The organism is Couchioplanes azureus (assembly GCF_014648355.1).
In the GTDB taxonomy this organism is placed as follows: Bacteria; Actinomycetota; Actinomycetes; order Mycobacteriales; family Micromonosporaceae; genus Actinoplanes; species Actinoplanes azureus.
Genome location: NZ_BMQY01000001.1, coordinates 745,615 through 770,888 on the forward strand (window position 1 = coordinate 745,615; position 25,274 = coordinate 770,888).

Below are 25,274 nucleotides of genomic sequence, written 5' to 3' on the forward strand. Positions count from 1 at the left end.
CCACGAACGCTCCGGACCGAGCCGGGGCGCCGGACGACCGCTCAGCCGCCGGTCTGGGGTGCGGTCGGTACGCCTCGGCTGCGGGCGGGGGTCACCGGCCCCTCCTCCACGAAGATGAGCGGCGCGGCCCGGCCGTAGTGGCGCGGCATCTCGCGACGGGCTCGTTCGACGTCCTGGGTGCCTATCTCGACGCCGACGCCGTCGTGGCGGGCCGAGATCGTGGAGATGCGGACCCCCCGGTTCTTCCACGTGTCGAGGTCGGCGGTGATGTCGGCCTGCCACCGTGCGAGATCGCTCAGGCTGTGCTCGGCGTCGCGGACGAAGATGCAGGTGTCCTGCGCCGCCTGGCGGATGAAGTCGTCGAACTCGGCCGACGGCACGCGGTAGACGATCGCGCGGACGCGTTCCTGATCGACCTCGAGGCCGGCATAGCTGCCGGCGTGCTCACCGCGGCCGCCGGCGTCGATGCGGGCCATGGCCGCCGCCAGGCGGGCGGGCGTCACCGGGACCACGTGACCGCCGACGGTCGTCGTTTCCGGGGTACGCGAGAACTCACAGCCCGCCGTGGTCCAGCCGCCGAGCAGACCGGGCTCGTTGATCTGCGGTTCTCCGCAGGCCCCGGTCATGAGCACCGCTCCGAGCAGCAGACCGCCCAGCGGACATCGAAAGCGGCGCATCGCATCTTCCCTCTCTACCGCGCGCGGCGGCAGTTCGCCAAGGGTTCAACGAGGCTGGGCGAGGGACCGCGCCGGACGGCGGCGCGGGAAACGGATCAGTTGCCGGCGCCGGCGGGGGTCGGGTCGGCAGCATCCGCCAGCGACGCGGCCGCCGTGTCCCTGCGGGTCCGCGCTCCCGCGAGGATCACCACGGCGACGCCCACGACGAGCAACGCAAGCCCGGGCAACGCCCCGGCGCGCGGGGTCTGCCCCAGCCACGCCCAGGCCAGCAGAGCGGCTCCCGGAACCTCCAGCAGGATGAGCACGCTGACCGTCGTGGCGGTCACCCGGTGCAGCGCGTAGTTGAACATCGAGTGGCCGAGAAGCTGGGCGCCGATCACCAGGGCGAGGATCGCCGCCCAGGTGCGCGGGTCGTAGCCGGTCATCCGGACGCCCGCCACCAGGCACACCGGCAGCAGCAGCGCCGCGCAGGTGCCGTAGCAGGCCCAGGTGTACGTGGTCGTGCTCAGCCGCGCGCGGGCACGCTCGCCGAAGGCCGTGTACACCGCCGCCATCATGGCTCCCACCAGCGCGAGCAGGTCCGCGACGACCGCCTGGGCCGAGACGCCGACGTCCACGCCGGTCGCCCAGGCCACCCCGGCCACGGCCAGCACGATCCCGGCCCAGCCGAGCCGCGACGGCGATCCCTGCCGGCCCCGGCCCCAGGACGGTACGGCCGCGGCCAGCAGGCCCTGCCACACCGGCTGCGTCGCCACCAGGGCCGTCGCCGTGGCCACCGAGCCGAGTTGCACGCTCGGCATCCAGGTGGCGAAGTGGGCCGCCAGCGCGACGCCGGCCAGCACGCAGTACAGGCCGTCGGCGCTGAGCAGGCCGCGGACCTCCGCCCGCCGCGGCCCGGCACTGATCGGCGTCAGCGCCGCGAACGCGAGCGCGTTGCGCCAGAACGCCACGGCCAGGGCGGGGGCGGCCGCGAAGGCGATCAACGGCGCCGAGGAGGAGACCGCCACCACAGCGATGACTAAAGCGGCGACGGTGAGGTATGCGGGTGTCTCGCGCATATCATCCCCGCCCGTCGCTTGTTGCATATGAACACGTCACAGTTTGTTGACCTCTGTTGAGCGGAAAGTGAAGCGATCGTTACGCTCACCGCCAAAACCCATCGGTCAATCCCCCTGGAGTGTGGTCTTCGATGCCCGCCTACCAAGCGGTGCTCTTCGATTTCTTCGGCACTTTGACACGATCCGTCAAGCGCGGACCGCAACATGCCGATATCGCTCGGGCGCTCGGCTGCGATCCCGACGCCATCCTGAGTGTCCTGGACCGTACCTTCGAGGTCCGGGCCCGGGGCCAACTGGGATCCGCGGAGGCCACCCTCCGGTGGGTCACCGAGCAGGCGGGCGGCAGCCCGCTCGCGGCGCAGCTGCAGGCCGCGGTGCCGGCCCGGGTCGACGCGTTGCGGGCGGACACCCAGCTCCGCGCGGACGCGGAGAGCGTCCTCGCCGCGGTGAAGCGCCGGGGGCTGCGGACCGCCTTGATCAGCGACTGCACCCACGAGCTGCCCGCCTTCCTGCCCAGCATGCCGATCGCCCCGCTGCTGGACGTCAGCGTCTTCTCCGTCGAGGTCGGACGCTGCAAGCCGGACCCGCTGATCTACCTGGAGGCCTGCTGGCGGCTGCAGGTCGCGCCGGAGGACTGCCTCTACGTCGGTGACGGCGGCAGCCACGAGCTGACCGGCGCGGCGGCGGTGGGCATGACCCCGATCCGGTTGAGCGCGCCCGACCTGCACGACCACCTCGTCTTCAACCACGACGAGGACTTCGCCGGGCCGAGCGTGTCGTCGCTGTCCGCGATCGTCGACCTGCTCGACCGCGTACCCGCGCTCAACTGAGGAAGACCTGGTGGACCGCATACCGGTGGTCGGCTGCGAGAATGACCCCGTGACGACCGAGCTCGTGGCAGAGGCGATCAAGAAGGCCGGCATCGCCTGGATCAGCGTCGAGGGCCGGCCGGCCCTCGGTCTGTGGGTCCTGCCGCTGGACGGCACCCTCGTGGTGCTCAGCGGCCCGGGCGAGCAGGCCGCGCCCGGGCTCGCCGAGGCCACCACCGCACAGGTACGCCTCCGCGGCGACACCGGCGGCCTGATCGTCATCGCCGACACGCGGGTGGAGCGGGTCGTTCCCGGCACGCAGGCCTGGGACGAGATCGCTCCGCAGCTCGCCGCCAAGCGCCTGAACGCCGCCGGCACCGCCGAGGAGCAGGTGGCGAGGTGGGCGGAGACCGGCTGCGCGATCGTCCGCCTCACCCCGGCGGACACTCCGCCGGTCGCCGCGCCGGAGCTGCCCGCGGATTCGGGGGCGGCGCCACCACGGGAGACCCCGGCGCGGGTCCCGGTCCGTCGCCCCTTCCGCCTTCATCGCGTACGCAAGAAGCGCTAGCCGACGAACGGCGGCACCGCGATCTCCCCCTTGGCGATCGGCACCACGTGGCCCGCCACCGTCGCCGACGTGGCGGCGCCGGACGACGCCGTCACCGTGCACTCCAGCAGCGAAGGCCGATGCATTTCCAGACCCTGGTGCACTGTGTACGCCGTCGTGCCGTCGCCGGGCAGCCGGCCGTTGGCGACCAGCCACACGCCCAGCCCCAGCGCCGCCGACCCGGTCGCCGGGTCCTCGGGCACCGCCACCCCGGGGCAGAACACCCGGGCGTACGCGGTGCGCGTCATGTCGTCCCACGCGAAGACGCTGATCTGTGAGACCCCCGCCCGCGCCGCCCGGGCCGCGTCCACCCCCGCCCGCGCCAGCGCCCGGCGCTCGACCGGCAGGTAGACGAACTCCAGGCCGCAGCCGGCCGCCGACGGGGTCGCCGAACCGCCGGCGTAGTCGTCCGCGGCCAGCCCGGTGAGCTCCAGCAGCACCTCGGGGGCGAACTCGCCGCCCCGGGTGGGCGTACCGCCGGTCAGCGTCGCCGAGCCCGCGCCGGACACCACGATGGGCAGCAGTCCCGCACCGCACTCCTGCACGACGCGCCCGGACGCGGCGAGTCCCCGGCGTACCGAGGTGACCGCCGCGCCGATGCTCGGGTGACCGGCGAACGGCAGCTCCTCCTCCGGTGTGAAGATCCGCGCGCGGTAGGTGGCCTCGATGTCGGACGGAGGCAGCACGAACACCGTCTCCGAAAGGTGGAACTCGCGCGCCAGCATCTGCATCTGGTCGCCGGCGAGCGCTTCGGCGCCGTACACCACCGCCAGCGGGTTTCCCGCGAACGGGCGGTCGGTGAAGACGTCCACGATCTCGTATGCGAGGCTCGACATGCAGTGACGCTAACCTAGGCTGACCCTGTGACCATGGGGACGAGGGTTTATCTGGCGCGGCTCGCCGCTCTGCCCGTGTTCGACCCCAACGGCGACCGGGTGGGCCGGGTGCGCGACGCCGTGGTGCGGCTGCGGACCACCAACCGGCCGCCGCAGGTCGTGGGGCTGGTGGCCGAGATGGCCCTGCGGCGGCGGATCTTCCTGCCGATCGGGCGGGTCACGTCGATGGACGCCGACGCGGTCGTGCTCGGCACCGGCACGCTCAACCTGCGCCGGTTCGAGAAGCGGCCCAACGAGCTGCTGGTGCTCGAGGACCTGCTGGACCGCCGGGTCAGCATCCTCTCCGAGGACGGCACCGAGCCGTCGAAGTCGGGGACCGTCGTCGACCTGGGCATGGACCTCAACCGCAACAACGAGTGGCTGGTCACCCGCGTCGCCGTACGCCAGCACACCGGCCGGCTCACCCGGCGCGGGCACACGTACCAGGTGGAGTACGACCGGATCCGCGGCCTGGTCGGGCCGACCGACATGCAGGGCAGCGCCAACCTCGTCGCCCTGCTGGAGCAGATGCGCCCGGCCGACATGGCGAACGCCCTGCAGGACCTCTCCGACGCGCGGCGCAACGAGGTCGCCGCGGCGCTGAGCGACCGCACCCTGGCCGACGTCCTGGAGGAGCTGCCGGAACACGACCAGGTGGAGATCCTGGTCCGGCTCGACCGCGAGCGCGCCGCCGACGTCCTCGAGCGCATGGACCCCGACGACGCCGCCGACCTGCTCGCCGAGCTGCCGAAGTCCGAGCAGGCGGTCCTGCTGGACCTGATGGAGCCCGAGGAGGCGGCCCCGGTCCGGCAGCTGATGAGCTACACGCCGGGCACCGCCGGCTCGGTCATGACCTCGGAACCGGTGATCCTGCCCCCGGACGCCACCGTGGCCGAGGCACTCGCGCGCATCCGCGAGCCGGAGCTCTCCCCGGTGGTCGCCGCCCAGGTCTTCGTGGCCCGGGCCCCGTCCGCGACGCCGAGCGGGAAGTATCTGGGCATGGTCCACTTCCAGCGGCTGCTGCGGGAGCCGCCGTCGGCGCTCCTGGGCGGGCTCATCGAGACCGACATCGACCCGCTGCAGCCGGCGGCGAACCTGACCGAGATCACCCGCCGGATGGCGACCTACGACCTGGTCGCGATGCCGGTCGTGGACAGCGCCTACCGGCTGGTGGGCGCCGTCACGGTCGACGACGTCCTGGACCACTCCCTGCCGCGCGACTGGCGGGACCGTGACGTCACCGACGACGACCGGGACGTCAGCATCCTGCCGGGGGCCGAGGCATGAGCGAGACGCGCAGGGACCGGCTGGACCAGCCGGTGGAGCCGGGCCGCGTCCGGCTGCCGCGGTTCGACCCCGAGGCCTTCGGGCAGTGGTCGGAGAACATCGCCCGCTACATGGGTACGGCTAAGTTCATCGTCTACATGACCGTGGTCATCGGGGCGTGGTTCGCGTGGAACACGCTGGCGCCCAAGCCGATGCGCTTCGACCCGTACACCTTCACGTTCCTGACCTTGATCTTGTCCTTGCAGGCGTCCTATGCCGCTCCGCTGATCCTGCTCGCGCAGAACCGGCAGGCCGACCGGGACCGGCTCGCGATGGACGAGGACCGGCGCCGGGCCGCGATGCAGAAGGCGGACACCGAGTATCTGGCCCGCGAGATCGCCGCCCTGCGCATCGCGCTGGGCGAGGTGGCGACCCGCGACTTCGTCCGCTCCGAGCTGGCCCGGCTCGCCGATGAACTGGACGAAGCCGCCCATCGGCGCCAGAAGCTGGAACGCAAGGAGTGGGAAGAAGAGCACTCCTGACACCGACGTAAGCTTGTCGGCATGTCCGCACCCGCCCCCACTGTTGAGGAAGCCGTCCAGGCCGCCCTCGCCACGGTCGACGACCCCGAGATCCGTCGGCCGATCACCGAGCTCGGCATGGTCAAGGGCTTCACCGTCGCCGGCGGCAAGGTCACGGTCGAGCTGCTGCTCACCGTCGCCGGCTGTCCGCTGCGGGACAAGCTGACCACCGACATCACCGCCGCCGTGACCAAGATCGCCGGCATCGAGTCGGTGGAGATCGACTTCGGCGTGATGAACGAGGAGCAGCGCAAGGCCCTGCAGGCCACGCTCCGCGGCGGCGGCCAGAGCGCCGAGCCGGTCATCCCGTTCGCGCAGCCCGGCTCCAAGACCCGGGTGTACGCGGTGGCCAGCGGCAAGGGTGGCGTCGGCAAGTCCAGCGTCACGGTGAACCTGGCCGCCGCGCTCGCCAAGCGCGGCCTGTCGGTGGGTGTCATCGACGCCGACATCTACGGCCACTCGGTGCCGCGCATGCTGGGCGTCGACGGCAAGCCCACCCGCGTCGAGGACATGATCATGCCGCCGCAGGCGCACGGCGTGAAGGTCATCTCCATCGGCATGTTCACCGCGGGCAACGCCGCCGTGGTGTGGCGCGGCCCGATGCTGCACCGCGCGCTGCAGCAGTTCCTCGCCGACGTGTTCTGGGGCGAGCTCGACGTGCTGCTGCTCGACCTGCCCCCGGGCACCGGCGACGTGGCCATCTCCCTGGCCCAGCTCCTGCCCAACGCGGAGATCCTGGTCGTCACGACCCCGCAGGCCGCGGCCGCGGAGGTGGCCGAGCGGGCCGGCGCGATCGCGCTGCAGACCCACCAGCGCCTGGTCGGTGTGGTGGAGAACATGTCCTGGCTGGAGCTGCCGGACGGCAGCCGCATGGAGGTCTTCGGCGCGGGCGGTGGCGAGACGGTGGCCGCGTCCCTGTCGAAGACGGTGGGTGCCTCGGTGCCGTTGCTGGGTCAGGTGCCGCTGGACACCCGGGTGCGCGAGGCGGGCGACGGCGGCACGCCGATCGTCCTCGCCGACCCCTCGGCGGCGGCGGCCAAGGCCCTGGACGCGGTGGCCGATCGGCTCGCTGTCCGGCGCGAGTCCCTCGTCGGGAAGCCTCTCGGGCTCACGGTCAACACGCGCCGCTGAGGTTTGGTTGCGGCTCGCCGTGGTTCTGCTACGTCCGCATCCTCTGGCCGGCTCGGCCGGCCGGCCTTCGTCCGTCCCGTTTCCCGCGCGCTCGCTGGCTCTGCCGGCGACCTGGACCTGCTTTGGGTGGGGTCTCAGGTGGCGTCGATGTCGAACGTCGCGGGGGGCCGGTGGGTGGCCGCTGCTGAGCCTGAGGCTGATGCTGAGGGTGAGGGCTCGGTGGTGGTGGTCGTGGGGGTGCCGTGGGATTTGAGGTCGGCGGCCCGGGCAACGTCGTCGAGGTCGGACTTGACCGCGGTGATGTCGCTCTTGACGTCGTCGAAGAGGCCCTGGAGCGGCTTGCGGATCGCCGCCTCGTCCTCCTCGCTGAGCAGGTGCTTGCGGATGAAGGCCTTCGGGTGCAGGTCCTGGAGCTGGATGTCCGTGCCCAGTTCGCGGCTCAGGTCGCTGGTGGCGTTCTGGGCCATCGCCCGCAGGCCGCGCAGCATGCGCAGCCCGTCGCCGATCACCTTGGGCAGGCGCTCGCCGAAGATCAGGAGGGCGAGCATGAGCAGCGCGAGGATCTCCCACCAGTTCAGGTTCTCGAACACGGCTGCCTCCCCTGCCCGTGAGGGCCTTTCACTTGGCGTCGGCTGCCAAGGTTACTGAGGCGGTCTTGGTGCCGGTGCCCCGGCGGTACTCCACCGAGACGGTCGAGCCCGGCGCGTACTTGCGGACCAGGGCGATCAGGTCCGTGCCGTCCTCCAGCACGTGCCCGTCGAGCTTGGTGAGGACGTCGCCGGCCTTCAGGCCCGCGGTGGCCGCCGGGCCCGCCGACTGGACCGAGCGCAGCCGCGCCCCGGCGCCGCCGCCCGAGCCCGGGGCGCCGCCCGCGGACACCTCGGCGCCGATCACCGTACGCCGGGCCTTGCCGGTGTCGATGATGTCCTGCGCGATGCGTTTCGCCTGGTTGATCGGGATGGCGAAGGCGAGGCCGATGTTGCCGGCCTCGGTCTCGGTGCCGCCCACCGAGCGGATCACCGAGTTGACGCCGATGACCCGGCCGGCGGCGTCGACCAGCGGCCCGCCCGAGTTGCCCTGGTTGACGGCCGCATCGGTCTGCACCGCCGCGTAGTAGCGCGTCGTGCCGCCCGGGTCGCCCGCCTGGATGGTGCGGTCGAGGGCACTGACGATGCCCTGGGTCACCGTGTTGTTCAGGGCGAGCGGCGAGCCGAAGGCCAGCACCGGGTCCCCGACGGCGATCGAGTCCGAGTCGCCGAACTGCACCGCCGGGAGCTCGCCCTTGGAGACTTTGATCACTGCGATGTCGGACTCCGGGTCGCGGCCGACAAGGGTCGCGGCCGCGGTGGAACCGTCGCTGAACGCCACGGACAGCGTGTCGTCGGCGCCCTCCACCACGTGATCGTTCGTGATGACGTAACCGTCGCGGGACGCCACGAAGCCCGAGCCGATGGCGCCGGACACCCGGACCGTCACCACGCTGGGCTGGACCTGCTTCGCCACACCGGCGAGCGAGTCGGGCGCCCGCTGGGCCGCACCCGGCGCCGCCAGCGGGGGACCGCCGAGCTGCGTGCCGCCGCCGAGACCGCTGCGGGTCGCGAAGACGAAACCGAGCGTGCCGCCCAGACCACCCGCCAGCAGCGCCGTGAGCAGGCAGATCAACAGAACGGGAGCCAGCGAGCGCCGGGGCGCGTCGGGGTCGGTGACCACCTCGGGCTGCGGAGCGGCGCCGGCGGGCGCGGTGGGCATCACGACGGCGGACGGAGCGTACGGATCACGCCACGGATCGGTCAGCGCGTCGGACCACCAGGGTGAACCACCCGCCGGGGGCGGAGCGGCCGGCGGCGGTTGAGGCTGGCGCCAGTTCCAGCCGTCGGTCACGTCGGGCCCTCCACTCGTCGTCTGCTCCCCCTCCAGGATGACACGGATCGGCATGGATCATCCGTGCAGTCGCCGCCCGGAAGGCCCACTCGCCGCTTTCCGCCGCCGAAGTCCCGGTGCGCGAAGGGTGACCGTCGCTCTACGCTCATACCCGATGTGCACCGGTTCTCCTTCCGCGCATCCTTCACGGAGGTCGTCATCGTCACCGCAGCCCGCCAGGTCGGTACCCCCAGCGCGCAGTCGATGCAGTTCGCCGAGGCGTACGCCGCCGAGGACATCGTGCTGCAGACCGCCCGGAACCTCGCCCTCGAGGTGGGGCTCTCGTCGGTGACGCCCGGCGCGGGCTCCGTGCTCGCCCTGCTCGCCGCGGCGGGCAACGCCAAGGCGGTGGTCGAGATCGGCACCGGTACGGGCGTCAGCGGCGTCTGGCTGCTCCGCGGCATGCGCCCGGACGGCGTACTGACCACGATCGACGTCGAGAACGAGCACCAGCGGATCGCCCGGCGGATCTTCCAGGAGGCGGGCTTCGCGCCCTCCCGTACCCGGATCATCACCGGCCGTGCGCTCGACGTCCTTCCCCGGCTCGCCGACGGCGTCTACGACCTGGTCTTCGTCGACTCCGACGCCACCGAGTTCGGCGCGTGCGCGGAGGCCGCCCTGCGGCTGCTGCGCCCCGGCGGCATCCTGATCGTCAACGGCGCGCTGGCGGGCGGCCGGATCAGCGACCCGGCGGCCCGCGACGCGGACACCATCACCATCCGGGAGACGGTCAAGGCGATCCGGGAGGCCGAGCACTGGATCCCGGCCCTCATCCCGGCCGGCGCCGGCCTCCTCGCCGCCGTCAAGTGCTGAGGTTGGTGAGATAGCGCAGCAGGGTGCGGGTGCCCCAGCCGGTGGCGCCCTTGGTCAGGTCGGCGTCGTTCGCCTCCGACCAGGCCGGCGCGGACATGTCGAGGTGGGCCCAGCGGTCGACCCGCTCGCCGAGGAACTCACTGAGGAACAGCGCCGCCACCACCGAACCCGCGCCCTCCGACGGCGAGCTGTGCCGGTCGGCGATGTCGCTGTGCAGATACTCGGTGTACTCCGCGGGCAGCGGCAGGCGCCACATCCGCTCGCCCGCGGCCTGCCCGGCCACCTCCAGGTCCGTGGCGAGGGAGTCGTCGGTGCTGTAGAGGGCGGCGGTGCGCTTGCCGAGGGCGACCGCGTTGGCGCCGGTCAGCGTGGCCAGGTCGACGACGATGTCGGGGTCGAGCTTCGCGACCGCGTACGCCAGCACGTCGGCCAGCACCAACCGTCCCTCGGCGTCGGAGTTGGTGGTCTCGGTCGTGCTGCCGTCCCACTGCGTGATCACGTCACCCGGCCGGTACGCCGAGCCGCTGATCGCGTTCTCCGCCAGCGGCGCGAGCGCGGTGACGCGTACCGGAAGATTGAGGTCCGCCGCGCCCAGCGTGGCGGCCACGACCGCCGCCGCGCCGCCCATGTCCTTCTTCATCAGCTTCATGCCCTCGCGCGGCTTGATCGAGATGCCGCCCGTGTCGAAGGTGATGCCCTTGCCGACCAGCACCACGTGCCGGGTCGCGCCCTCGGGCCGCCAGGCGATCTCGACCAGGCGGGGCGGGTTGACCGAGCCCGCGCCGACGGCGAGCAGCCCGCCGAAGCCCTCCTCCCGGAGCCGGTCGGGCTCGCGCACGGTGACGTCGAGCCCCGGCCGGGTGGCGGCCTCGGCGACGATCTGGCCGGCGAACCAGGCCGGGTTCTTCACCGACGGCGGCATGTTCGTCAGGTCGCGGGCCAGCCACGTCGCCGCGGCGGTCACCCGGGCGGTCTCCAGGCTTTCCGCGTACGCGCCGGGGTCGTCGGTCTGCAGCGTGACCTCGGCGGACCGCGGGCGGTCGACGGCCTCGCGGAACCGGTAGGCGGCGAGCCACATGCCTTCGGCGAGCCCGCGCACCGCGTCCGGCGCGACGCCCGCGGGCAGCACGACGTGCAGTGCCTCGCCGGCCGGCACCGCCCGGACCGCGGCCGCGCCGGCGGCCCGCCAGCCGGCCTCGTCACCCGCGCCGACCCCGACGATCACCACCTTGGCCGGGGTACGCAGCGGGCGCGGCAGCACCTGCACGGCACCGGCCCGCCCCGGCTCGTCGGACCCACGATGCAGCTCGGCGATCTCCTCGTCGCCACCTGCGAGAACGGCGGACTCGTCCGCCGCGACTACCTGCGTGCCGGCCTGCACCGCGTCCACCAGGCGAATCCCGAACACTGGAGGATGACCCTTCCCGTCAGACATGGAAAGCCCGCCGGTACGGCGGTACCGTACCGGCGGGCCACGTGAAACGTCAGCCGGCGATCGCCTTCAGCGCGTCACCCAGCGCGTTGGCCTCGTCCGGAGTCATCTCAACGACGAGACGGCCACCACCCTCCAGCGGGACGCGCATCACGATGCCGCGCCCTTCCTTGGTGACCTCCAGCGGACCATCGCCCGTCCGCGGCTTCATCGCCGCCATCTTGTCTCCCCTCAGACCTACATCAGGGTCGGTGGGTTGCCCCACAGCCACTTGCTCTTCGAACAGCTCGGCAACGATGCCCCGTGCTCAGCCCCACGACGCGCCGTACCTCGTCTCCGACCGCCGGAGTCGCCCCCGCTGGACCGACCCGAGACCGCAGTGCTGCGGGCCCCGCCACGACGTCACGCAGCGCGGCCCACCGTGCCGATCAAACATTTTCCCTGATGAACACCGGCGATCCCAAACCCAACCCGGGCTGATGTGACAGCGTCTAGCATATCCTCTTTCGGGCTGTCACAATGTGCGGTCATGCAGGCGCGGTCGGCACTCTTCGACCTCTACGGCGACTATCTCCGCCCGAGAGGCGGCCGCGCGCCGGTCGCCGCCCTCGTCAAGCTGCTCGCACCGCTGGGCATCGCGCCGCCGGCCGTGCGCACCGCGGTCTCCCGCATGGTCCGGCAGGGCTGGCTGCACCCGCTGCGCCTGGTGTCCGGACCAGGATATCTGCTGACGCCCAAGGCCGCCCGCAGGCTCGACGAGGCCTCGGCCCGGATCTACCGCACCGGCCGGACGAGCTGGGACGGACGCTTCGACCTGCTCCTGCTCGGCGCCTCGGCGCCGCGCCGCGAGGCCCAACGGCTAGCCTTCCTCGGGTACGGGATGCTGGACGAGCGCGCCTGGGTCGCACCGCGGGCGGCGGAGGAGGTCGACACGGTGCTGCTCGAGGCCGGCCTGGAGTACGAGCGGTTCAGCGCCAGCCACGCCGCGGGCTCGCCGGGCGCCGCGGAGGTGGTGGGGCGCGCGTGGAACCTCGCGGAGATCGGCCGGGCGTACGAGGAGTTCGTCGAGACCCAGCGGCCGGTGGTGACCGCGGTCACCGCCCGCAGCTCGGACGAGGAGGCGTACGCGGCGCGCTTCCAGCTCGTGCACGCCTGGCGCTCGTTCCTGTTCCGGGATCCGCAGCTGCCCTCGTCGCTGCTCCCGTCCCGCTGGCCTGGCCTGAGCGCGGCGACCTTCTTCGACAAGCACGCCGCCCGGCTGCGCCCGGCCGCCGACCGCTTCGTGGAACGGAGCCTGGCATCGGTCTCCCGTGGAGGACGTGTGGGATTCTCTGAACCATGACCGACTCGCTGCTCGTCGACCGCACGGATGCGGTAGTCACCCTGACCCTCAACCGCCCGGAGGCCATGAACGCCTTCGACGTGGACCTCAAGGAGGCGCTGCGCGACACGCTGGCGCAGCTCGAGGTGGACAAATCGGTACGCGCGGTGGTCCTGGCGGGGGCGGGCAAGGCCTTCTGCGTGGGTCAGGACCTGCGCGAACACGCTGGCGTCCTGGCGAGCGGGTCGACCGACCTGGACACCGTGCGCGCCCACTACAACCCGATCGCCCAGCGCCTGGCCAGCCTCCCCAAGCCGGTGATCGCCGCGGTGCGCGGCACGGCGGCAGGCGCGGGCGCGTCGCTGGCGCTGCTCGCCGACTTCCGCATCGGCGGCCCGAAGACGACGTTCCTGATGGCGTTCGCCAACGTCGGCCTGGCCGGCGACTCCGGCATCTCCTGGTCCCTGCCGCACATCGTCGGCCGGGCCCGGGCGCTGGAGCTGCTGCTGCTGGCCCAGCCGGTGAAGGCGCAGCAGTGCTACGAGTACGGCCTGCTCACCCAGCTCGTGGAGGACGACGAGCAGGTGCTGCCCGCGGCCCAGGAGTTCGCCGCCCGGCTGGCCGCGGGACCGACGGTCGCGTACGCGGCAATCAAGCGGGAGCTGTCCATCGGCACGGCGGGATCGCTGTCCGACGCGCTCGCGGCCGAGGCGCAGGCGCAGGCGATCTGCGGCGCGACCAACGACCACAAGAACGCGGTCTCGTCCTTCGTCGCCAAGGAGAAGCCGGTCTTCGAGGGGCGCTGAGCCGCCGTCGGCCGTTCGGCCGGGCCGCCGTCGCGGCCCGGCCGCCGGCTTGTCCAGGCCGCGCCGTCCGGTCCGGCTCCCGTCGTGGCCCTCGTGCTCATCCAGGCTTCGGCCCGCGGGCCCGGCCGAGTCGGGTTTGCGTCAGTTCCCGGGCGGGCGGGGCGGGTCCGCGGGCCCGGCTGCGGCGGGTGGAGTGCGCGGCGCCAGCTGGTCCCGGTCGCCTCGGGCGGGCCGGGCCGCGGCGCTCGTTCGTCCAGTTCCGGGCGCTGTGGCCCGGGTTGCCCGGTCACCCGCAGAGCGGCTTTGTTACAGACTTATTTCCGGCTCACCCCGTCCCGGCAGGCGATTTTTGCTGTCTACCCCCGTCCGGCGATATGAGTGTTTCGAGATGGTCGAATTCGTCTGTCTAAATGTTTGACTCTCCGCAACACTTTCGTTGGGGAGGCCGGGATGGTCAAGTTGCGCAGGATTCTGGGCGGGGTGGCAGTCGCGCTCACGGTGGCGGCGATGGGCACCGTGTGGAGCGGATCGCCTGCGGCGGCGGCCGACGACGGTCCGCAGCGGGTGGTCGGCGGCACCCGGGCCACCCAGGGCGAGTTCCCGTTCATGGTGCGACTCTCGATGGGCTGCGGCGGCGCGCTGTACAGCCCCACCCTGGTGCTGACCGCGGCGCACTGCGTCAACAGCACCGGCAACAACACGTCGATCACCGCGACGCTCGGCGTTGTCGACCTCAACTCGACGAGCAAGATCACCCGCAAGTCGAACTACGTCTACCGGGCGCCGGGCTACAACGGCAGCGGCAAGGACTGGGCGCTGATCCGCCTGTCCAGCCCCGTCACGAACCTGCCGACGCTGCCGCTCGCCCAGTCGAGCACGTACGACTCCGGCACGTTCACCATCGCCGGCTGGGGTGCGACCCGCGAGGGCGGCGGCCAGCAGCGCTACATGCGGAAGGCCACCGTGCCGTTCGTCAACGACACCACCTGCAACTCCAGCAGCATGTACAACGGTGACATCATCCCGGCGGAAGAGATCTGCGCCGGCTACACCCAGGGCGGCGTCGACACCTGCCAGGGCGACTCGGGCGGCCCGATGTTCCGCCGCGACGCGAACGACGCCTGGATCCAGGTCGGCATCGTGAGCTGGGGCGAGGGCTGCGCCCGTCCGAACAAGCCGGGCGTGTACACCCAGGTCAGCTACTTCGCACCGGCGATCGCCTCGGCGGCGGCCAGCCTCGGCGGCTGACCCGTACGGCAGTCCCACAGACCGGATTCACGCGGGCCCCGGAGCAGTCGCCGCTCCGGGGCTCGCCCCTTTGCGCACTCCCAGCCCAGAGCTCCGCTCAGAGGTTCACCGTTTCCGCCTCACAGCCGGGGCTCAGTCGTCCTCGTCCTCTTCCGGGTCGAGGTTCGCTTCCTCGCCGAGCACGAATGCCTGCATGGCCAGCTCGTCACCGGAGGGCGAGACGAAGGTGGGCAGCTCGGCCGGGCCCAGCTCCAGCACGTACGACCAGAACTGCCGTACCGCCTCCGCCGGACCGGACGCCTCGATCGGCAGGTCCAGGCTGACCAGCCAGGTCTGCCGGTCCCGGTCACCGGCGAGGCGAGCGGCGAGGCGCTGGAACACCTCGGCGTCGACCTCGGCGACGGTCTCGTCGAGCTGGAGGCCCTCGGCCGGCACCGGGTGGTCGAACGAACGGCGCGTGTAGGCCACCTCGACCTCCGGCACCCCGTGCGCGCCGCGCCGTCCGGGCTCCTGCCCCGCCACGACACCGCGCGCGACCACGGCGGGTTTGTCCTCACCCGCCACGAGGAGCACGTCGTCCCCGGCGGCGGGCCGCACGCCGGCCGACCCCGCCACCGTCAGGGTGTCGTGATGGAAGAGCCGCTCGGTCGCCCATCGTTCCGCCGGAATGGTCACCACCCATTGAGCCATGAGCACTATGACATCACGGCCGCCCCGGGCCCCGACCGTTGCCCAGGCCCGATCACCGCACGGTCGTCCCAGCGGCGGCGATGAAACGCGGTCGTATCACGGGCGGCGGGGCGGCACGCGGTCGTGTCCGGGACTGTGGGGCATATGCGGGTCGTGCCTTGCGAGGGCGCGGCGAGGCGACGCGCGGTCACGTCAGCAACCCCGGGGCGGCACGCGGTCCTTTCAAGAGCGGCGCGGCGGCACGAAACAGCCCGCTACGTGGTCGTCGACCATGCCGGTGGCCTGCATGAGCGCGTACGCCGTCGTCGGGCCCACGAACTTGAAGCCGCGCTTCTTCAGATCCTTGGCCATCGCCGTGGACTCCGGGGTCAGCGCCGGGACGTCCGCACCCGTCGGCGGGCGGGGCCGCGGGGGTGGCGCGTAGGACCACAGCAGGTCGGACAGGCCGGGGGACAGGTCGGCGGCGACCTTGGCGTTGTGCAGGGCCGCCTCCACCTTCATGCGGTTGCGGACGATGCCGGCGTCGCCCATCAGGCGGTCGGCGTCCGCGGCGGTGAAGGCGGCCACCGCCTCGATCGCGAAGCCGGCGAACGCGCGCCGGAACGCCGGCCGCTTGCGCAGGATGGTGATCCAGGAGAGGCCCGACTGGAACGCCTCCAGGCACATGCGCTCGAAGAGGGCGTCGTCGCCGTGGACGGGTCGCCCCCACTCGGTGTCGTGGTAGGCCCGGTAGTCCGCAACGCCGGCACCCCAGAAACAGCGGGCGCGACCGTCCGCCCCCACGACCAGGCCGTCGACCGGACCACCACCGACCGGACCGCCGGCGACCGGATCCTTCCCGGGCCGGGTGGTGACCGTAGCGCCGAACGGCGAGATGTCATCCGTCATGGCGACCACCGTAGGGACACCCTCCGACAGAAAACTCAGGGCAGCTTGCCTTCCTCCACCAGACGGCCGAACTTCTTGAGCGCGCCCTTGAAGCCCATCTTCGAGCCCGGCCACAGCACCGGCCAGGCGAGCTTCCCGGCCGCGCCGCCGGGCAGGTGGAACCACTCGTGCATGACCACCTGCGTACGGTCGCCGCCCATCGCCGTGCACCGCATCGAGCCCGGCCCGCGCAGGACCTTGCCGCAGTGGACGACCCTCAGCTCGTAGGGCGCGTCGACCCGGACCACCCGCATCTCGTCGCGGACCACCGCCGGGCCCAGGGACGTGACGGCCTCGATGAGGCTCCCCTCGCCGCCGTCGCCCTCGACCACCCGGACCTTGGTGAACGGGATCCAGTCGCTCTGCCGCTCCCAGTCGAGGAAGGCGGCGAACACCCGGGGCGCGGGAGCGCGCACGATGACGGTCGCGGTGACCTCTCCGGTTCCGGGTTTCGCGGCGTCGCCGAGGCCTCCGGCAGGCCCGGTCTCGCTCATCGGCGCTCCGCCGGCTCTTCGTTGCCGGCCGCCTCCGGCCGGGCCGGCCCGGCCGCCCCGGCGGGATCCGACGCCTTCGCGGACGAAGCCCCGCCCTTCCCACCCGAAGCGGCGGCCGGGGCCGACGACGACGCCGAGGCGGTGCCCGAGGTCGGAGCCGAACCGGAAGCCGGGGCCGGGGCCGGGGCCGAACCGGAAGCCGGGGCCGGGGCCGAACCGGGAGCGGCGGCGGAGGCCGGGGCCGGGGCCGCGGTCGAAGCCGTGGCCGAGGGCGAAGCAGGATCCTCGGAGGCCGGTTCGCCGGAGGCCGGCTCGTCGGAAGCTGGCTCGTCGGAAGCCGGCTCGTGGGGAACCGGGTCCGGCGGCGGTGGCGCGACGGCCGCCTCCCGGGCACGCTTCAGCACGTCGGCGTCGGCCGTCCGCCCCTCGCGCAGCGCGGTGACCTCCGCCTCGAGGACCCCGATCAGTTCGCTCTTGTAGCCGATGTCGTACGCGGCACGCTGCAGCGCCTGGTCGACCTGGGCCATCCGGTAACCCCGGTACGCGGTGTCGAAGCGGGTCCGGACGAGGTCCTCCTCGACCAGCGGCCGGTCACTCGGCAGGGGCAGCGCACGCCCGTCCGGCTCCACCGGCGTCAAACCGGAGTCTCCGCCGCTCACCATCACGGTTACGCCGAAGACGATGGCCGCCACCACGAGCGCGACGACCACGAAGAGCAGAAGCTGACCCATGGGCACGATCGTGGCACGAGCGCTACGGCGTGGCGAGCCCGCCACCCCGCCTGTGGACAAACCTCAGCGCCCGGTCACCCCACTCGTGGACGAACCGCGGGACCCGTCACCCCACCTGTGGACAACGGCGCCCGGTCACCCCGTCTGTGGACAAACCTCGACGATCACGTCCAGGTGAGTATCTTCTTACGCCATGCGTACACGATTCCCAGGGCGAGAACCGCCACGAAGATGCCCATCTCGGCGACGGTCACCGCGCCGAAGCCCGGCCGGTCGAAGATGACGGCCCACGGGAAGAGGAAGACCGCCTCCACCGCGAAGAGCACATACAGGTACGCGTACACGTAATAGCGGATCTGCGCCTGTGCCCAGTCGGTGCCGACCGGGTCGATGCCGCTCTCGTACGCGATGCGCTTACCGGGGGGCTCCGCCGGGGCCGCCGGACGCAGCAGCTTGTTCGCCCCGAAGGCACCGACGAAGACGAGGACGCCGGCGGCCAGCACCAGGCCCAGCGTGGCGTACGAACCCAGATAGCCGTCCACGGGCGCAGCCTAGCGAACCGCCACCGGAACTTGAGTGGCTCAGGCCAGCCTTGCCTGGCTACTGTGGTCGTCGGTCTGTGATCGGACAGCAACCCTAACCGACGGCGGTAAGGGGCGCCGACGTAGGCTGGAAGTGACGATTGCGGGCCGGCTCATCGACGTGCGTACCCGCCGGCCGGCTCCCTCAGGAGGTTGGAACGTGGCCGCTCCCGCGAAGCGTGTCGAGCAGCTGGACCGCGTGGTCATCCGGTTCGCCGGCGACTCAGGTGACGGTATGCAGCTCACCGGCGACCGGTTCACGTCGGAGACCGCTCAGCTCGGCAACGACATCTCGACGCTACCCAACTTCCCGGCGGAGATCCGGGCGCCCGCGGGCACCCTACCGGGCGTGTCGAGCTTCCAGGTGCACTTCGCCGACTACGACATCCTGACGCCCGGCGACGCGCCGAACGTGCTGGTCGCGATGAACCCGGCCGCCCTCAAGGCGAACCTCGCCGACCTGCCCGCCGGCGCGGACATCATCGTGAACACCGACGAGTTCTCCAAGCGCAACCTGGCCAAGGTCGGTTACGCGGTGAGCCCGCTCGAGGACGGCTCGCTGGACGAGTGGTCGGTGCACCCGGTGGCCCTGACGTCGATGACCGTGGCGGCGCTCGCGGACTCCGGCGTACCCAAGAAAGACGCCGAGCGCGCCAAGAACATGTTCGCCCTCGGCCTGCTGAGCTGGATGTACTCGCGGCCGTACCAGTCGACGCTGCGCTTCCTGGAGCGCAAGTTCGCCAAGCGGCCCGAGCTGGTGGCGGCGAACAAGGCCGCCTTCCAGGCGGGGTGGAACTTCGGCGAGACCACCGAGACCTTCTCGGTCCGCTACGAGGTCAAGCCCGCGAAGATGACCCCGGGCACCTACCGCAACATCACCGGCAACGCCGCGCTCGCCCTGGGCCTGGTGGCGGCCGGTGTGCGCGCCAAGCTGCCGGTGTTCCTGGGCGCGTACCCGATCACCCCGGCCTCGGACATCCTGCACGAGCTGAGCAAGCACAAGCGGTTCGGCATCACCACCATGCAGGCCGAGGACGAGATCGCCGCGATCGGTGCCGCCCTCGGCGCCTCGTACGGTGGCGCGCTCGGCGTGACCACCACCTCCGGCCCGGGCGTGGCGCTCAAGGGCGAGACGATCTCCCTGGCCATCGCGCTGGAGCTGCCTCTGGTCATCGTCGACGTGCAGCGCGCGGGCCCGTCGACGGGCATGCCGACCAAGACCGAGCAGGCCGACCTCAACATGGCGCTGTACGGGCGCCACGGCGAGGCACCCCTGGCCGTCATCGCGCCGAAGTCGCCGTCGGACTGCTTCCACGCGGCGATCGAGGCGGCCCGGATCGCCCTGACCTACCGCACGCCGGTGATCCTGCTCTCGGACAACTACGTGGCGAACGGCTCCGAGCCGTGGCTGCTGCCCGAGGTCTCCGAGCTGCCGGACCTGCGGGTCGACTTCGCCACCGCGCCCAACGGCGAGGACGGGCGCTTCCTGCCGTACCTGCGCGATCCGCAGACGATGGCCCGCCCGTGGGCGGTGCCCGGCACGCCGGGCCTGGAGCACCGGATCGGCGGCCTGGAGAAGGCCGACAAGACCGGTGACATCTCCTACGACCCGGCCAACCACGAGTTCATGGTCCGCACCCGCGCGGCGCGGATCGAGGCGATCCCCGTCCCCGACATCGATGTCGAGGACCCGGACGAGAACGCGCGCGTGCTCGTGCTGGGCTGGGGTTCGACGTACGGGCCGATCGGGGCCGCCTGCCGGGCCCTGCGCCAACGCGGTCTGCCGATCGCCCAGGCGCACCTGCGGCACCTGGCGCCGCTGCCGGCGAATCTCGGCGAGGTGCTGAAGGCGTACGACAAGGTGATCGTCCCGGAGATGAACCTGGGCCAGCTGGCCCACGTGATCCGCGCCCGGTACCTGGTCGACGCCGTTCCCTTCAACCAGATCAGCGGCCTGCCGTTCACGGCCGCCACGCTGGAGAACATGCTCGAGGACGTGGTCAAGAATGGCTAGCCCGACGATCCCGCTGAAGCTGACGGCGAAGGACTTCAAGTCCGACCAGGAGGTGCGCTGGTGCCCGGGCTGCGGTGACTATGCGATCCTCGCGGCCGTGCAGGGCTTCATGCCCGAGCTCGGCATCCCGCGGGAGAACATCGTCTTCGTCTCCGGCATCGGCTGCTCGTCGCGCTTCCCGTACTACATGAACACGTACGGGATGCACTCGATCCACGGCCGCGCCCCGGCCATCGCCTCGGGTCTGTCCGCCTCCCGCCCCGACCTGTCGGTCTGGGTGGTGACCGGCGACGGCGACGCGCTCTCGATCGGCGGCAACCACCTGATCCACGCGCTGCGGCGCAACGTCAACCTGAAGATCCTGCTCTTCAACAACCGGATCTACGGGCTGACCAAGGGTCAGTACAGCCCCACCTCGGAGCTGGGCAAGATCACGAAGTCGACGCCGGCGGGCTCGGCGGACTCGCCGTTCAACCCGCTGTCGCTGGCGCTGGGTGCGGAGGCGACCTTCGTGGCCCGCACCATCGACTCCGACCGCAAGCACCTGCAGTCGGTGCTGCGCGCGGCGGCCGAGCACGAGGGTTCCGCCTTCGTGGAGATCTACCAGAACTGCAACATCTTCAACGACGGCGCGTTCGAGCTGATCAAGGACCCGTCCACCCGGGACGACCACCTCATCCGCCTCGAGCAGGGGCAGCCGATCACCTTCGGGCCGGACGGCCGCTACTCGGTCGTGCACCCCGAGGGCAGCTTCGGCCTGCAGGTGCAGGAGGGCGGTGTGCCGATCGTGCACGACGCGACCGTGGACGACCCGGCGTACGCGTTCGCCCTGACCCGGCTCTCCGGATCGGATCTCGGCACGACCCCGATCGGGGTCTTCCGCGACGTCCGGCGCCCGTCCTACGACGAGCTCATCCAGAAGCAGCTGCAGGACGCCCGGAGCCAGGCGGACGGTACGCCCGAGGAGATGCTCGGCGACCTGCTCAACGCCGGGGACACCTGGACGATCATGTAACCGCCGGTCGCGCTCAGGGCACCACGACGGTGTTGCTCTCGTCGCGGATGTAGATGAGCATGTCGCCGGTTTCGATCGTCTCGGCCTGCTCGCCGCCGAGCGCCACCACCTTGCCGCGCCGGATCAGGGCGACCACGAGGGTGTGCAGCTCGCGCGGGTTGCGGCCGACCTCGCCGCGCTCCGCCGACCGCATCGCCAGCGCCATGCCCTGCCCCGGCGTGAGCAGGTCCTCGACCACGTCGATCAGTGGCGGCGTCGTGGTGGTGAGGCCGAGCAGACGCCCGGCGGTCGAGGAGGAGACGATCACGTGGTGGGCGCCGCTCTGCTTGAGCAGTGCCGCGTTCTCCTGCTCCCGCACCGCGGCGATGATGCGGACCTGGCCGGCGGTCAACTGCCGTACGGTCAGGGAGATCAGGACGGAGGCCTCGTCGCTGTCGGTGGCGATGATGACCGACTTGCAGTTCTTGACGTCGGCCTGCAGCAGCACCGCCGAGCGGGTGGCGTTGCCCTCGATGGTGACCAGGCCGTTGGCCGTGGCCTGCCGCAGGGCGGCCTCACGGTTCTCCACCACGACGATGCGCGACTTGTCGTAGCCGGTCTCGAGCAGAGCGCTGATCGCCGCGCGGCCCTTGGTGCCGTACCCGCAGACGATGACGTGGTCCTTCAACTTTCGCCTCCACCGGCTCACCCGCAGGCTGTTCCGGTACTGGTCGGTCAGCACCTCGAGGGTCGTGCCGACCAGGATGATCAGGAAGAGCACCCGTGCCGGGGTGATGAACAGGATGTTGACCAGGCGCGCGTCCGGCGTGACCGGGGTGATGTCGCCGTAGCCGGTGGTCGACAGCGACACGACCGCGTAATAGAAGCAGTCGAGCATCGTCAGGCCGTCCTCGTTGACGTCCCGGTAACCGTCCCGGTCCGCGTAGATCACGAAGGCGGCGAGCAGCACGAGGACGACCGCGGCCACCATCCGGACGGCGAGGGCACGCAGCGGTCCCTGCCGGACCAGCGGTAGATGAATCACGGGACGTCCGCCTGCACGTTCACACCATAGCGGCCCGGTCCCACCGCCCTTTCCAGGACATCACGGCCGGGTCGGTCTTTCCGTTCGGGGCCGCTCGACTCGGGCCGGTTTTCCCGGCCTCCGGCGGTCAGGTCAGCGTCTGGGCGAAGCGGGTCGAGCCGTGTTCGAGGTCGGGGTGCTCGACGGCCAGCGCGGCCGCGACGGCCCGGGTGAAGCCCATCTCGGCGCCGTCCGCGTAGGCCGCGTCGAAGGTCGCGTCGCCCAGCCGGCGGCGCAGAACGGCCTGCTGAGCAGCCCAGAAACCGCCGAACTGCGTGGCGCGCCGCGCTCCCCGCACCGACTCCGCACCGCCGAACAGCAACGCCCCGGTGATCGGATCGTCGCCCTGCACGCAGCGCACGGCGATGGCCGCGACGGCGTCGGCGGCCGCGCCCCGAAAGCCGTGCCGCAGCCGGGACCGCAGGGCCACCACCAGGTGGTCGTGCGCGGCGACCAGGTCGCCGCGGCGAAGCGCGACCATCCCGAGAAGCCAGTCGACGGTACGGCGGCCCCGCTCGTCCGGGCGTCCCGCCTCGATGAGCCGCGCCCCGCCGAGCAGCTCGGCCGCCTCGTCCAGGGCGTCGCGGTGCCAGAGCAGCTCCGCGAGCGCGACGACCGCGGACAGGGCCGCGGCCGGCACCCCGTCGCGCTCCGCGCGGGCGATGACCTCCCGGCAGATCTCCTCGGCCTCCCCGTTGCGGCCGGACTCGATCAACGACACCCGGTGCCCGGCGAGCGCGCGCACCAGCAGGGACGGATCATCGGCCTGCCGGGCGATCCGCTCCGCCCGCCCGAGGAACCGCGTCCGCTCGTCCCGGTCGGCGGAGATCCCGGCATGCACCAGATAGGCGGAGGCCAGGTCGGCGGGCAGCACGTGGACGGACTGGAGGCTGCGGTAGAGCCGGTACAGCAGCTCCCGGCCCTCCCGGGCACCGCCGTGCTCGCGCCACCACGGGTCGAGCGCGGTGACCAGCCGCAGCCCGGCGCGCGGATCGCCGCCGGACACGGACCAGCGCAGCGCCGACTGCCACTCCTTCACGTACGGGGAGAGCTCGGTCAGCGACACCGTGCGCGGCTGCCCGTCGGTGTCCACGGCGACCCCGTCCAGGGTGTACAGCGACCAGTCGACGTGCCCGTTCCGCGCCTGCCGCTCCTCCCCAGCGGCGGCGAGCCGGCGCGCGGCGTACGCCTTGACCTGATCGGACATCCGGTATCGCGGCCCGGACACGACGTCGATGAGCGACCGGTCGGCAAGCTCGGAGAGCGCGCCGAAGGCGTCGTCGCCGGACCACTCGACGGTGGCCAGCTCCACCGGGCCGGCGAAGACGGCGAGGCGGCGCAGCAGGGCGGCGGCCGCCGGGCTGAGGCTGCGGTAGGACCAGTCGAGATTGCGGGTCAGGCTGTTGTGCCGTTCCCGGGCGTCGACCGGCGTGAAGCCGGCGGCAACCAGGCCGAGTTCGCCGGAGAAGCCGTCCACGAGCAGGTCGGCGAAGCCGCGGGTCACGATCGTCGTCGGCGCACCGGCGGCTTCGAGGCCGCCGAGGCCGAAGCCACCGCCGGAGGCGGCTCCGTCACCCGGGCCGGCCCAGGCCTGACCCCTCAGGGCGCGGTTGCCGGCACCTCCCGCGGCGCCGTCGACCATGACCTGGTTGGCCAGGGCGACCTCGATCAAGGCCTCGGCGGCCCGCGCCTCGGCGACCCGTGCTCCCCGGGCCGCAACGGCCGGCACCTGCACGCCGGCGGCTTCGCGGCCGGGGTCGAGGGCGGCGACCGGGTCGTCGAGCCGCTCGGCGAGCTGGTCGGCCGAGACGAGTCGGAGCCGGTCGGCGGCGAGCTCCACGGCCAGCGGGTGACCGTCCAGTTTCGACGCCACCCGCCCGAGGTCGGCGGCCTCACCGTCCGCGACGGGCCGCCCGCCCCGCGCCGCGACCACCCGATCCGCGAGCAGGGCGTAGGCATCGCCGGGCGCCATCGGAGGCAGCCGCCAGACCAGCTCGCCCGGCAACCCCAGCGGCGCCCGCGACGTCGCGAGCACCTCCAGCCGCGGGCACACGGTCAGCAACCGCCGGACGAAATGCTTGGCCTCGCCGGGAAGGGCGTCGCAGGTGTCGAGGAGCAGCAGCATGCGACCGTGCCGGCACCGGTCGACGATGGATTCCAGGATCGGCCGGCCGGGCTCGGTGCGCACGCCCATCGCGGCGGCCAGCGCCGCCTCCGGCCGACCTTCGGCGAGGTCGACGGCCCAGACCCCGTCCGGGTACGACGGCAGCACATGCTCCGCGACCGCGAGGGCGATCCGCGTCTTGCCGCACCCTCCGGAGCCGGCGACGGTGACGATCCGATGGGTGCCGACCAGCTCCCGCAGCTCGGCGACCTCGCTCTGCCTGCCGACGAAGGGCGTCACCGGGGCGGGAAGGTTGTGCACCGGAGCGGCCGCGGTGCGCGGCGGGGGAAAGGAGCGCTCCAGGCCCGGCGCGTCGATCTGGAACAGCCGCTCCGCGTCGTCGAACCCCCGGAGCCGGTGCAGCCCCAGGTCGACCAGGCCGATACCCGCCAGGGTGTCGTCCACGGTGGCCGGGACGTCGTCTTCTCCGCGCCGCCCCGGCCTCGTCGTGCCCACCGGCGGGCCCGGCGCCGGCCGCAACATTCCGGCTTCCCCGGCCTCGGGCACGTCCGGCCAGAGGGTCGTGGCCTGGGCGGTCGCCTCGGAGCACAAGATCTGACCGCCATGGGCGGCGGCGGCCACCCGGGCGGCCCGGTGCACCTCCGTGCTGGTGTACTCGCCGCCCACCGGCGTGGCCCATCCGGTGTGGAGTCCCATCCGGACCCGGGGGGCCGCGTCCGGGCTGGGCCACGAATGTGCGGCAAGTGCCCGCTGTGACGCCACGCACGCCGCGACGGCGGCCGCGGCGTCGCCGAAAGCAACGAAGAAGGAATCACCCTCTGTAAATAGCTCGATGCCGGAGTGATTACGCAACGCACCACGAAGCACCTCACGGTGATCGTTCAACACGCTGCGGTACGTCTCGCCGAGCATGCGGGCCAACCGCGTCGAGCCTTCGATGTCGGTGAAGACGAAGGTCACCAGCCCACTCGGCAGCTTGGTCCGTCCCGACACGGTGAGAACCTCCGCCCCCTTGGGAAGTCGCGATCCATGCTGCCGCACCGCGATCACGTGGCACATCGTAGGAACGGTCGGTAACCGTCCACCCGCC

The 25,274-nt window shown here is 72.1% G+C and carries 25 protein-coding genes; 11 read left to right on the forward strand and 14 right to left on the reverse strand.

Annotated features, from left to right (window positions below):
* Positions 1 to 41: 41 nt before the first annotated feature.
* Both IEY99_RS03400 and IEY99_RS03405 read right to left on the reverse strand, forming a co-directional pair.
* On the reverse strand, positions 42 to 677 hold the full coding sequence (locus IEY99_RS03400) for a hypothetical protein (protein ID WP_189199176.1): 636 nt from the start codon (positions 675 to 677) through the stop codon (positions 42 to 44).
* Between the two features lie 95 nt (positions 678 to 772).
* Positions 773 to 1,735 (reverse strand): DMT family transporter, encoded by a 963-nt coding sequence (locus IEY99_RS03405; RefSeq protein ID WP_189199178.1) that lies wholly within the window; start codon positions 1,733 to 1,735, stop codon positions 773 to 775.
* Positions 1,736 to 1,866: 131 nt separating this feature from the next.
* Between IEY99_RS03405 and IEY99_RS03410 the strand changes: the two genes are divergently transcribed.
* Both IEY99_RS03410 and IEY99_RS03415 read left to right on the forward strand, forming a co-directional pair.
* Positions 1,867 to 2,565: an HAD family hydrolase gene (locus IEY99_RS03410; protein WP_189199180.1), complete on the forward strand. Its 699-nt coding sequence runs from the start codon at positions 1,867 to 1,869 to the stop codon at positions 2,563 to 2,565.
* A gap of 49 nt (positions 2,566 to 2,614) precedes the next feature.
* Positions 2,615 to 3,112 (forward strand): hypothetical protein, encoded by a 498-nt coding sequence (locus tag IEY99_RS03415; RefSeq protein WP_189199182.1) that lies wholly within the window; start codon positions 2,615 to 2,617, stop codon positions 3,110 to 3,112.
* Here IEY99_RS03415 and IEY99_RS03420 read toward each other — a convergent pair.
* On the reverse strand, positions 3,109 to 3,987 hold the full coding sequence (locus IEY99_RS03420) for a PhzF family phenazine biosynthesis protein (protein WP_189199184.1): 879 nt from the start codon (positions 3,985 to 3,987) through the stop codon (positions 3,109 to 3,111). The two genes, IEY99_RS03415 and IEY99_RS03420, sit on opposite strands and share 4 nt — an antisense overlap.
* A gap of 27 nt (positions 3,988 to 4,014) precedes the next feature.
* Here IEY99_RS03420 and IEY99_RS03425 point away from each other — a divergent pair, with 27 nt between their 5' ends.
* Genes IEY99_RS03425 through IEY99_RS03435 form a run of 3 tightly spaced genes read left to right on the forward strand, consistent with a single transcriptional unit; the run spans position 4,015 to position 7,004 of the window.
* Positions 4,015 to 5,313, forward strand: coding sequence for a magnesium transporter MgtE N-terminal domain-containing protein (locus tag IEY99_RS03425; protein WP_189199186.1), 1,299 nt, complete (start codon positions 4,015 to 4,017; stop codon positions 5,311 to 5,313).
* Positions 5,310 to 5,834 (forward strand): DUF1003 domain-containing protein, encoded by a 525-nt coding sequence (locus tag IEY99_RS03430; protein ID WP_189199188.1) that lies wholly within the window; start codon positions 5,310 to 5,312, stop codon positions 5,832 to 5,834. The genes IEY99_RS03425 and IEY99_RS03430 overlap by 4 nt, the downstream gene beginning before the upstream one ends.
* Before the next feature lie 21 nt (positions 5,835 to 5,855).
* Positions 5,856 to 7,004: an Mrp/NBP35 family ATP-binding protein gene (locus tag IEY99_RS03435; RefSeq protein ID WP_189199189.1), complete on the forward strand. Its 1,149-nt coding sequence runs from the start codon at positions 5,856 to 5,858 to the stop codon at positions 7,002 to 7,004.
* A 134-nt stretch (positions 7,005 to 7,138) separates the two neighbouring features.
* On the opposite strand, the gene IEY99_RS03440 is transcribed toward IEY99_RS03435, so the two are convergent.
* Positions 7,139 to 7,594 carry a twin-arginine translocase TatA/TatE family subunit gene (locus IEY99_RS03440; RefSeq protein ID WP_189199191.1) on the reverse strand — a complete coding sequence of 152 codons (456 nt, stop codon included), beginning with the start codon at positions 7,592 to 7,594 and terminating at the stop codon, positions 7,139 to 7,141.
* Between the two features lie 28 nt (positions 7,595 to 7,622).
* On the reverse strand, positions 7,623 to 8,939 hold the full coding sequence (locus IEY99_RS03445) for a S1C family serine protease (protein ID WP_189199193.1): 1,317 nt from the start codon (positions 8,937 to 8,939) through the stop codon (positions 7,623 to 7,625).
* Between the two features lie 189 nt (positions 8,940 to 9,128).
* On the opposite strand from IEY99_RS03445, the gene IEY99_RS03450 reads away from it, so the two are divergent.
* A complete protein-coding gene (locus IEY99_RS03450) occupies positions 9,129 to 9,737 on the forward strand; it encodes an O-methyltransferase (protein WP_189200580.1) in 609 nt (202 codons plus the stop codon).
* Here IEY99_RS03450 and IEY99_RS03455 read toward each other — a convergent pair.
* Both IEY99_RS03455 and IEY99_RS03460 read right to left on the reverse strand, forming a co-directional pair.
* Positions 9,727 to 11,172: a leucyl aminopeptidase family protein gene (locus IEY99_RS03455; RefSeq protein ID WP_189199195.1), complete on the reverse strand. Its 1,446-nt coding sequence runs from the start codon at positions 11,170 to 11,172 to the stop codon at positions 9,727 to 9,729. The genes IEY99_RS03450 and IEY99_RS03455 overlap by 11 nt on opposite strands.
* Before the next feature lie 49 nt (positions 11,173 to 11,221).
* Complete coding sequence (locus IEY99_RS03460; RefSeq protein WP_015625691.1) at positions 11,222 to 11,389, reverse strand: DUF3117 domain-containing protein; 168 nt, start codon at positions 11,387 to 11,389, stop codon at positions 11,222 to 11,224.
* A 309-nt stretch (positions 11,390 to 11,698) separates the two neighbouring features.
* Here IEY99_RS03460 and IEY99_RS03465 point away from each other — a divergent pair, with 309 nt between their 5' ends.
* From IEY99_RS03465 to IEY99_RS03475, 3 genes are all read left to right on the forward strand, one after another.
* Positions 11,699 to 12,511 (forward strand): PaaX family transcriptional regulator, encoded by an 813-nt coding sequence (locus IEY99_RS03465; protein ID WP_189199197.1) that lies wholly within the window; start codon positions 11,699 to 11,701, stop codon positions 12,509 to 12,511.
* On the forward strand, positions 12,508 to 13,296 hold the full coding sequence (locus IEY99_RS03470) for an enoyl-CoA hydratase-related protein (RefSeq protein ID WP_189199199.1): 789 nt from the start codon (positions 12,508 to 12,510) through the stop codon (positions 13,294 to 13,296). Before IEY99_RS03465 ends, IEY99_RS03470 begins: the two co-directional genes overlap by 4 nt.
* A gap of 450 nt (positions 13,297 to 13,746) precedes the next feature.
* Positions 13,747 to 14,544, forward strand: a complete 798-nt coding sequence (locus tag IEY99_RS03475) for a S1 family peptidase (protein WP_189199201.1) — start codon at positions 13,747 to 13,749, stop codon at positions 14,542 to 14,544.
* Positions 14,545 to 14,676: 132 nt separating this feature from the next.
* Here IEY99_RS03475 and IEY99_RS03480 read toward each other — a convergent pair whose 3' ends face one another.
* The 5 genes from IEY99_RS03480 to ndhC all read right to left on the reverse strand — a co-directional run bounded on the left by IEY99_RS03480 (position 14,677) and on the right by ndhC (position 17,928).
* The gene (locus tag IEY99_RS03480) at positions 14,677 to 15,234 is read right to left on the reverse strand and encodes a hypothetical protein (protein WP_189199203.1); all 558 of its coding nucleotides are present in this window, start codon (positions 15,232 to 15,234) and stop codon (positions 14,677 to 14,679) included.
* Positions 15,235 to 15,456: 222 nt separating this feature from the next.
* Positions 15,457 to 16,122, reverse strand: a complete 666-nt coding sequence (locus IEY99_RS03485) for a DNA-3-methyladenine glycosylase I (protein ID WP_189199205.1) — start codon at positions 16,120 to 16,122, stop codon at positions 15,457 to 15,459.
* Positions 16,123 to 16,157: 35 nt separating this feature from the next.
* The gene (locus tag IEY99_RS03490) at positions 16,158 to 16,655 is read right to left on the reverse strand and encodes an SRPBCC family protein (protein WP_189199207.1); all 498 of its coding nucleotides are present in this window, start codon (positions 16,653 to 16,655) and stop codon (positions 16,158 to 16,160) included.
* Positions 16,652 to 17,386 (reverse strand): DivIVA domain-containing protein, encoded by a 735-nt coding sequence (locus tag IEY99_RS03495; protein WP_189199209.1) that lies wholly within the window; start codon positions 17,384 to 17,386, stop codon positions 16,652 to 16,654. Before IEY99_RS03495 ends, IEY99_RS03490 begins: the two co-directional genes overlap by 4 nt.
* A 164-nt stretch (positions 17,387 to 17,550) precedes the next feature.
* Positions 17,551 to 17,928, reverse strand: coding sequence for an NADH-quinone oxidoreductase subunit A (gene ndhC, locus IEY99_RS03500; protein WP_189199211.1), 378 nt, complete (start codon positions 17,926 to 17,928; stop codon positions 17,551 to 17,553).
* Positions 17,929 to 18,127: 199 nt separating this feature from the next.
* On the opposite strand from ndhC, the gene IEY99_RS03505 reads away from it, so the two are divergent.
* Positions 18,128 to 19,981 carry a 2-oxoacid:acceptor oxidoreductase subunit alpha gene (locus IEY99_RS03505; RefSeq protein ID WP_189199213.1) on the forward strand — a complete coding sequence of 618 codons (1,854 nt, stop codon included), beginning with the start codon at positions 18,128 to 18,130 and terminating at the stop codon, positions 19,979 to 19,981.
* A complete protein-coding gene (locus IEY99_RS03510; RefSeq protein ID WP_189199215.1) occupies positions 19,974 to 20,996 on the forward strand; it encodes a 2-oxoacid:ferredoxin oxidoreductase subunit beta in 1,023 nt (340 codons plus the stop codon). Before IEY99_RS03505 ends, IEY99_RS03510 begins: the two co-directional genes overlap by 8 nt.
* Positions 20,997 to 21,009: 13 nt before the next feature.
* Here the strand turns inward: IEY99_RS03510 and IEY99_RS03515 are convergent, their stop codons facing one another.
* Together IEY99_RS03515 and IEY99_RS33945 are read right to left on the reverse strand one after the other, a co-directional pair.
* Positions 21,010 to 22,020: a potassium channel family protein gene (locus tag IEY99_RS03515; protein ID WP_189199217.1), complete on the reverse strand. Its 1,011-nt coding sequence runs from the start codon at positions 22,018 to 22,020 to the stop codon at positions 21,010 to 21,012.
* A gap of 127 nt (positions 22,021 to 22,147) precedes the next feature.
* On the reverse strand, positions 22,148 to 25,177 hold the full coding sequence (locus IEY99_RS33945) for a winged helix-turn-helix domain-containing protein (protein WP_229798058.1): 3,030 nt from the start codon (positions 25,175 to 25,177) through the stop codon (positions 22,148 to 22,150).
* Positions 25,178 to 25,274: the final 97 nt, after the last annotated feature.

Bases quoted from the DNA above. Each gene is read 5' to 3' on its own strand.
- IEY99_RS03400 (WP_189199176.1), bottom strand. From the start codon at position 677: ATGCGCCGCTTTCGATGTCCGCTGGGCGGTCTGCTGCTCGGAGCGGTG.
- IEY99_RS03405 (WP_189199178.1), bottom strand. From the start codon at position 1,735: ATGCGCGAGACACCCGCATACCTCACCGTCGCCGCTTTAGTCATCGCT.
- IEY99_RS03410 (WP_189199180.1), top strand. From the start codon at position 1,867: ATGCCCGCCTACCAAGCGGTGCTCTTCGATTTCTTCGGCACTTTGACA.
- IEY99_RS03420 (WP_189199184.1), bottom strand. From the start codon at position 3,987: ATGTCGAGCCTCGCATACGAGATCGTGGACGTCTTCACCGACCGCCCG.
- IEY99_RS03430 (WP_189199188.1), top strand. From the start codon at position 5,310: ATGAGCGAGACGCGCAGGGACCGGCTGGACCAGCCGGTGGAGCCGGGC.
- IEY99_RS03435 (WP_189199189.1), top strand. From the start codon at position 5,856: ATGTCCGCACCCGCCCCCACTGTTGAGGAAGCCGTCCAGGCCGCCCTC.
- IEY99_RS03445 (WP_189199193.1), bottom strand. From the start codon at position 8,939: ATGCCGATCCGTGTCATCCTGGAGGGGGAGCAGACGACGAGTGGAGGG.
- IEY99_RS03450 (WP_189200580.1), top strand. From the start codon at position 9,129: ATGCAGTTCGCCGAGGCGTACGCCGCCGAGGACATCGTGCTGCAGACC.
- IEY99_RS03455 (WP_189199195.1), bottom strand. From the start codon at position 11,172: ATGTCTGACGGGAAGGGTCATCCTCCAGTGTTCGGGATTCGCCTGGTG.
- IEY99_RS03460 (WP_015625691.1), bottom strand. From the start codon at position 11,389: ATGGCGGCGATGAAGCCGCGGACGGGCGATGGTCCGCTGGAGGTCACC.
- IEY99_RS03465 (WP_189199197.1), top strand. From the start codon at position 11,699: ATGCAGGCGCGGTCGGCACTCTTCGACCTCTACGGCGACTATCTCCGC.
- IEY99_RS03470 (WP_189199199.1), top strand. From the start codon at position 12,508: ATGACCGACTCGCTGCTCGTCGACCGCACGGATGCGGTAGTCACCCTG.
- IEY99_RS03475 (WP_189199201.1), top strand. From the start codon at position 13,747: ATGGTCAAGTTGCGCAGGATTCTGGGCGGGGTGGCAGTCGCGCTCACG.
- IEY99_RS03480 (WP_189199203.1), bottom strand. From the start codon at position 15,234: ATGGCTCAATGGGTGGTGACCATTCCGGCGGAACGATGGGCGACCGAG.
- IEY99_RS03485 (WP_189199205.1), bottom strand. From the start codon at position 16,122: ATGACGGATGACATCTCGCCGTTCGGCGCTACGGTCACCACCCGGCCC.
- IEY99_RS03490 (WP_189199207.1), bottom strand. From the start codon at position 16,655: ATGAGCGAGACCGGGCCTGCCGGAGGCCTCGGCGACGCCGCGAAACCC.
- IEY99_RS03495 (WP_189199209.1), bottom strand. From the start codon at position 17,386: ATGGGTCAGCTTCTGCTCTTCGTGGTCGTCGCGCTCGTGGTGGCGGCC.
- IEY99_RS03510 (WP_189199215.1), top strand. From the start codon at position 19,974: ATGGCTAGCCCGACGATCCCGCTGAAGCTGACGGCGAAGGACTTCAAG.